We start from the raw sequence: 6,881 nt of genomic DNA, 5'->3' as shown, positions 1-6,881 counted from the left end.
TTTATCCCTTTCCTACTTACCTACTACCTACTTGCCTACTATTTTCATTGCTCTGTCCTCCGCAGGTTAATGTTCATTCCCCCAAATAACTGAGGTATTACAAGGTAGGTGATATAGAATATGAATAAATTAAGCGGAGCTCAAATTTTAATTGAATCATTAATTAAAGAAGGTGTCGAGGTCATATTTGGGTATCAAGGTGGGGCAGTTTTGCCTATTTTTGATGTTCTCTTTGATGCCCCGATTAAATTTATTATGGTCAGACATGAACAAGGAGCGGCACATGCGGCTGACGGATATGCCCGTTCAACTGGCAAAGTCGGTGTTTGCCTTGCCACTTCAGGGCCTGGTGCGACTAATTTAGTTACTGGTATTGCGACCTCATATATGGATTCTATTCCCATAGTTGCTTTAACTGGACAGGTCCCAACACCGATGATAGGTAATGATGCCTTTCAAGAAGCAGATATTGTTGGGATTACTCGACCGATTACCAAACATAATTATTTAGTTAAAAAAACATCTGAATTAGCCCGAATTGTCAAAGAGGCTTTTCTTATTGCCTCAACAGGTAGACCAGGGCCAGTCCTGATAGATTTACCAAAGGATGTCAGCACGGCAACATCAGAATATAAACATCTCGAAAAGATTGAAATTCGTGGTTACAACCCAACCTATCCAGGACATCCGGGACAAATTAAGAAAGCCGCTGAATTGATTGAAAAGGCGAAAAAACCAGTCATCTATGCGGGTGGTGGTATAATTAGCTCAGGTGCCGATAAGGAACTCCTCGAATTAGCCGAAAAAACTTCTATCCCGGTTACCACGACATTAATGGGTATAGGTGGGTTTCCAGGAACTCATCCTTTATTTCTGGGTATGTTAGGTATGCATGGAACTAAATATGCCAATTTTGCAATGGTGGAGACAGATTTAATTATTGCTATTGGTGCTCGATTTGATGACCGCATCACTGGCAAATTAGATGAATTTGCACCAAATGCCACCATCATTCATATTGATATTGACCCGGCATCTATTAGCAAAAATATTCCTGCTCATCTCCCGATAGTTGGTGATGTCAGGTGTGTTTTAAAGGAATTAAATAAGATAGTCCAACCACCCACAATTGAACCCTGGCTTAAACAAATAAATAAATGGAAGGAAAAACATCCACTTGTTTATAAAAAAGGTGATTCAAAATTAAGACCACAGTTTATAATTGAAGAGATTTGTAAAATTACCAACGGTAAGGCAATTATCACGACTGAGGTTGGGCAAAATCAGATGTGGGCGGCTCAATATTATAAATGCGATTATCCACGACATTTCCTGTCTTCAGGTGGATTGGGAACAATGGGTTATGGTTTTCCAGCGGCTATTGGTGCCCAGGTTGGCAATCCTGATAAAATCGTCTTCGATATCGCCGGTGATGGCAGTATCCAAATGAACATTCAGGAATTAGCCACAGCTGTTCAGTATAAATTACCCGTAAATGTGGCTATTCTGAATAATCAATATTTAGGGATGGTGAGACAATGGCAGGAACTTTTCTACAATAAAAGATATGCCCAGACATCTTTAGCCATATCGCCTGATTTTGTTAAATTAGCCGAGGCTTATGGTGCCGAAGGTCTCCGCGTCACCGAAGAAAAGGATGTTTGTCCGGCATTGGAACAGGCAATTGCCTCGCCAAAACCTGTTTTGATTGATTTTCGAATCGTAGAGGAAGAAAATGTTTTTCCAATGGTACCCGCCGGCGCGGCTTTAACCCAAATGATTGACAGCCTGGCGTAGAAAAGGAATGGGATTGGGGCCAAACCTTGATTATAGAATTCACTTGACAAAAAGAGAAGTAATATAGTAAGTATTAACCAAAAGTTCACATTAGTATTGTTGATGGTTGATAGTCTATGAAACTATCAACTATAAACTATCAACTATAAACCATCAACCCTGTTGCTATATCTGTTCTATAAGAAATTTTCGTTAATAACTACTATAAATTCAATATTCAAGGTTTGCCCCCCAATACTCCCCAGGGGTCGAGTGAACACCTTATTTTTCACCTCCCTTGAATCCTTGACCCCTCGAATCCTTGATTCCTTTTTAGAGCAAAATATTTGCAAACTCAATTTATTTGGGTATAAAAGAGGTGCTGACAAGGGATGATAGAAATAGATGGTTCTAAATATTCGGGTAGTGGGACTATTCTCAGGTATTGTGTTGGGCTTTGTGCCTTGCTGGGTAAGGAATTACAGATAAAAAATATCCGGGCAAAAAGAGAAAAACCAGGTCTTAGACATCAACATCTAAAATCTGTATTTGCCTGTAAAGAATTAGTTGGTGGTGAATTAGAACATGCAGAGGTTGGCTCGCAAATATTAACATTTAAACCAGGCAAAAATATAAAGCCAGGTCAATATCAATGGGATATTGGCACCGCAGGTTCAACAACAATGCTGGCGATGACGATTTTACCTGTTGTCTGTTTTGGTAAAACACCATCTACATTCAGAATTTCTGGTGGTTTATTTCAGGATTTTGCACCCAGTGCCTTCCATATGGAACGGGTTTTATTCCCGACCATTAGAAAAATGGGTATTGAGGCTCATTTGCGATTAATTCGACCAGGATATGTGCCAGAAGGTGGAGGAATTATTGAATTAGAGGTGAACCCGACACCACATAAACTTAAACCTATCGTTTTACTTGAGCAGAATGAAATTACTGAAATTAGAGGTATATCTTTATCTTCTCATCTTAAAAGTGGTCGGGTAAGTGAGCGGATGGCAGAAACCTGCCAGCAGATTTTAAAACAAAGCGGCTATGAGACGAAATTTGAGATACTTGATGATGAAACCTCATTGCAAAAAGGGGCGAATCTTTTTGTTTGTGCTAAAACCAATACTGACTGCTTCATTGGAGCAGATATGGCGGGTAAAATAGGTAGAAGTTCTGAAAAAATCGGTAGATATGTAGCGAAAACATTACTTGAAGACCTCAATACAAAGGCAACCGTGGATAGATTCTTAGCCGACCAATTAATAATCTACGCCAGCCTGGCAGATGGCACTTCTGAATATATAATCCCACGAATGACCGACCATATCGAGTCAAATCTCTGGTTAGTCAAAGAAATCATTGGAGCAAAAACTGCAATCAAAGAAAATCACCTGAAGATAAAAGGGATAGGATTTAACAGGACGGGTTAACCTATAATATCACTAAATTATCCCGATGTATAACTTCTTCTCCGTACTCATAGCCTAATATTTCTTCTATCTGATTAGTTTGTTTGCCTTTTATTTTAAACAGGTCTGTTTCAGGGTAATTTACTAATCCTTTGGCTAATTCTTTTCCTTGTGTATCTCTAATAATGAGGGCATCTCCTTCATCAAATTCACCTTTTATCTCTAAAACTCCAGAAGGTAGAAGGCTTTTCCCTCTTTTTAAAATCGCCTCTTTTGCTCCATCATCAATGATTATCTCACCCATAGGTTTTAAATTATGCATTATCCATCGCTTACGACTACTTAATTTATTCTTTTTAGCCACAAAAACAGTTCCATATTCTTTTCCCTGTAAAATATCTTCAATAATTCCTTGCTTTTTACCGTTTAGTATAACCATTGTTGTTCCTGATTGAGTGGAGATTTTAGCCGCCTCAATCTTGGTCTGCATTCCACCTGTGGAAAACTTACTTGTTGTTCCAGTTGCTATTTGGGTAATTTCATCCGTAATTTCTTCTACCTTTTGAATTAATTCACCTCCTGCGGAATATAACCCATCAGTATTAGTCAAGATTAACAATAAATCTGCTTCAACTAATTGGGCAATTAAAGCCGATAAGGTATCGTTCTCCCCAAATTTTATCTCCTCTATTGCCACTGTATCATTTTCATTAATAACAGGTATCACCTTATATTCTAACAGTTTTAAGATAGTATTACAAATATTAATGTAGCTTTTCCGGCAGGAAAGGTCCTGGTGTGTTAGTAAAACTTGAGCAATAGTTTGTTGATATTTTTTAAATAATCTCTCATATACCTCCATAAGTTTATTTTGCCCAACGGCGGCTGTGGTTTGTTTTAAAATAATCGTCTTGGGCCTTTCTTTTAACCCTAAAATTTGCATCCCAGCGCCAATTGCTCCGGAGGTAACAATGATAAATTCTTTGCCAGCATTTTGCAATTTAGCGATATCGCACACTATTCTGGAAAGATAAGTGGTGCTTAAAATTCCATCTGGTGTGGTCAAAAGACTTGTGCCAATTTTAACCACAATTCGTTTGGCTTTGGATAAGGTTATTTTCATTTTTTTGTATGGCGATTAACAATTCATCTATTCCCTGTCCAGTTAAGGCAGAAATAGGTATAGGTTGAATCCCTGATGAAGTAAAATATGGTTTAATTTCTTTAAACTTTTCTGCAGAGCCACTAATATCCATTTTATTTATAACAACAATCTGTTTTTTTTGAATTAAATCTTTGATTTTATATAGTTTTAATTCTTCATTTAAAATATTATATTGAGAGATTGGGTTCTGGGAAATATCTAAGATATGAACTAAAAGGTTAGTTCGTTCAATATGTCGTAAGAATCTGTGGCCCAGTCCAACCCCTTTATGGGCATCCTTGATTAAACCAGGAATATCAGCAACAATTATGGAGACAAACTCACTTAATTTAGTCATTCCTAAATTAGGGGTCAAGGTAGTAAATGGATAATCGGCGATTTTGGGTGTAGCCTTAGAGATTTTAGAAAGAAGAGTGGATTTACCGACATTTGGGTAGCCTATTAATCCTACCTGGGCGATTAATTTTAACTCTAAATTTAATATTCTTTTTTCGCCTTCTTTACCTTCCTGAGCAATTCTTGGGGCTTGATTTATCGAGGTGGCAAAATGAGTATTTCCCTTTCCACCTCTACCACCATAAGCCACAATTACCTTTTGCTGATGAGAAATCAGGTCACCTAAGAGAGCATTAGTCTTAGCATCAAAGATTTGTGTACCGATAGGAACAAGGATGATACAATCCTCACCATCTTTCCCGGTGCAATTACTACCTTTGCCATGAGCTCCTTTTGGGGCTTTGAAGAATCGTTTTTTTTGAATATCAAGCAAGGTAACTAATCCTTCATTTGCAGATAAAACAACATTTCCTCCCCTTCCGCCATCACCACCATCAGGACCGCCGAAAGGGATATATTTTTCTCGTCGAAAACTTATACAACCATTCCCGCCATTACCTGCTTGAACGGTTATTTGTGCGTGGTCAACAAACATAATATAGAGTAAGTAGAAAGTAGAAAGTAGAAAGTAGAAAGACAATATCTTATTATTTCTCTCTACTCTCTACTTTCTACTCTCTACTTCTTTTCCTCCTACGAGGGAATAATACTGACTAATTTTTTACCATTTTGCGAATGGAATTTTACCTGCCCGGTTGTTTTAGCAAATAAAGTATCATCTCCACCGCGACCTACATTTCGTCCTGGAAGGAATTTTGTGCCGCGTTGTCTGACAATAATTGTTCCGCCATTAACAAATTCACCGGTAGAGCGTTTTACACCTAATCTTCTTCCCGCACTATCACGGCCATTTTTACAACTCCCCATTCCTTTTTTATGTGCCATTTCATACCTCCTGCAATAGTTAACAGGGAAATAAGTTAGGACTCATTTCCTTGTTCTTTTGTTTCCTTATTACCATTTAGCATAAAAACAACGGATTCAACAACATCTGAGAGTAAATCCTCATCTTCTCGTGATTTAATTATAATACCATCTTTGGCTAATATCTTTTTAGCTATATCCACCGCTAAATCTTTTTTATCTTTATGGGTAACCTCACTGGTTGAAGTAGAAAAATACTGTTCAGAACCCATCACACCTATTTCTGCGGCTTCGGTATATTTATCCGTATAGTCTTTCCCAAATCTTCTTTTTACTACACTGGCTAAATAAGCCACGGATAAAGGTAATAAGAAATTAAGGATAGTCCCAATTATTAATAGAGTTATCAATAATTGTATCATTAAGGTTTCATTCATTTTTATTTTCTCCTTTCTATCAATTTCATATACTTTCTATACTCTTTTTCAATTGCTTTTAATCCTAATACAAGAGTTTCTAAGATAGCATCTGTTGGCAATTGAAGAAACTTTTGCTCTATTTTTTTTATCCTGACTTCAAGGGAGCCCTTTTCTTTACTTATTTCTAAATTTATGCCTACATATTCTTGTAGTCCTTTAATTGTGCTTTGCAGGAGGGCAGATACTGCCGCACATACTATATCTTCACCTGCTTTAGCAAAATCTGCATGTCCTGTTCCACTAAATCCTACAATTTTTCCCTCTGGATTGCGAGTAACAGTTACTATTACCATTATACTTTAATTGTAACTCCACACCTGTGGTGTAAAACCTTTTTTATTTACCATTTTCATTAAATCCTCTGAACAAAATAGGAGATAGAATCCTCTTTTTTCTGCATATTCCTTTGCCCCTGTTGCATAATTCATAAAGGCAATCACACCTATTATCTCTTTATCTCTATACTCTTCAAAAAAATCATAAAACTTTGATATATCATTTAAAAAATCATTGACATCCTCGGTTCGGAGATAACTCTTCACTTCTACAATAATAACCATCTCTTTCTTATCACTTTTAGCTACATTAAGTAAGTCTATTTCCAGATGGTCACCATTTCTTCTACTTCTGACTCTTGGAAGGGTCTTATTAATATGTATTCCAAGTTTCTTGAATACTTCTTCTATAGAAGCAAGTGCGAATCCTTCAGTCATTCTACCAAAACCATCACTTATTCCTGCTACTGATTTATTAACCTTACGGATTTCCGCATCTGTTCTTTTC

Annotated in this window: 8 protein-coding genes; 2 read left to right on the top strand and 6 right to left on the bottom strand. The window is 37.2% G+C overall.

The window, feature by feature from the left end; translation table 11 throughout:
- Positions 1-120 precede the first annotated feature (120 nt).
- Together ilvB and rtcA are read left to right on the top strand one after the other, a co-directional pair.
- Positions 121-1,797, top strand: coding sequence for a biosynthetic-type acetolactate synthase large subunit (ilvB, locus tag AB1422_07450; GenBank protein MEW6619162.1), 1,677 nt, complete (start codon positions 121-123; stop codon positions 1,795-1,797).
- A 371-nt stretch (positions 1,798-2,168) separates the two neighbouring features.
- Positions 2,169-3,215 (top strand): RNA 3'-terminal phosphate cyclase, encoded by a 1,047-nt coding sequence (gene rtcA / locus AB1422_07445; GenBank protein ID MEW6619161.1) that lies wholly within the window; start codon positions 2,169-2,171, stop codon positions 3,213-3,215.
- A gap of 1 nt (position 3,216) precedes the next feature.
- Here rtcA and proB read toward each other — a convergent pair whose 3' ends face one another.
- From proB to AB1422_07415, 6 genes are all read right to left on the bottom strand, one after another.
- On the bottom strand, positions 3,217-4,317 hold the full coding sequence (gene proB, locus AB1422_07440) for a glutamate 5-kinase (GenBank protein MEW6619160.1): 1,101 nt from the start codon (positions 4,315-4,317) through the stop codon (positions 3,217-3,219).
- The gene (gene obgE / locus AB1422_07435; protein ID MEW6619159.1) at positions 4,277-5,335 is read right to left on the bottom strand and encodes a GTPase ObgE; all 1,059 of its coding nucleotides are present in this window, start codon (positions 5,333-5,335) and stop codon (positions 4,277-4,279) included. The genes proB and obgE overlap by 41 nt, the downstream gene beginning before the upstream one ends.
- A 53-nt stretch (positions 5,336-5,388) precedes the next feature.
- A complete protein-coding gene (gene rpmA / locus AB1422_07430) occupies positions 5,389-5,640 on the bottom strand; it encodes a 50S ribosomal protein L27 (protein MEW6619158.1) in 252 nt (83 codons plus the stop codon).
- 35 nt (positions 5,641-5,675) lie between these two features.
- Positions 5,676-6,056, bottom strand: coding sequence for a phage holin, LLH family (locus tag AB1422_07425; GenBank protein MEW6619157.1), 381 nt, complete (start codon positions 6,054-6,056; stop codon positions 5,676-5,678).
- Between the two features lie 2 nt (positions 6,057-6,058).
- Positions 6,059-6,391 (bottom strand): ribosomal-processing cysteine protease Prp, encoded by a 333-nt coding sequence (locus AB1422_07420; GenBank protein MEW6619156.1) that lies wholly within the window; start codon positions 6,389-6,391, stop codon positions 6,059-6,061.
- Positions 6,392-6,397: 6 nt separating this feature from the next.
- The coding region (locus tag AB1422_07415) for a hypothetical protein (GenBank protein MEW6619155.1) at positions 6,398-6,881 on the bottom strand (484 nt) is incomplete at its 5' end.

This window comes from bacterium, from assembly GCA_040757115.1.
Taxonomy (GTDB): Bacteria; UBA9089; CG2-30-40-21; order CG2-30-40-21; family SBAY01; genus JBFLXS01.
The sequence above is the reverse complement of the archived record's forward strand: the minus strand, read 5'-3'. Positions and strand labels throughout refer to the sequence as shown.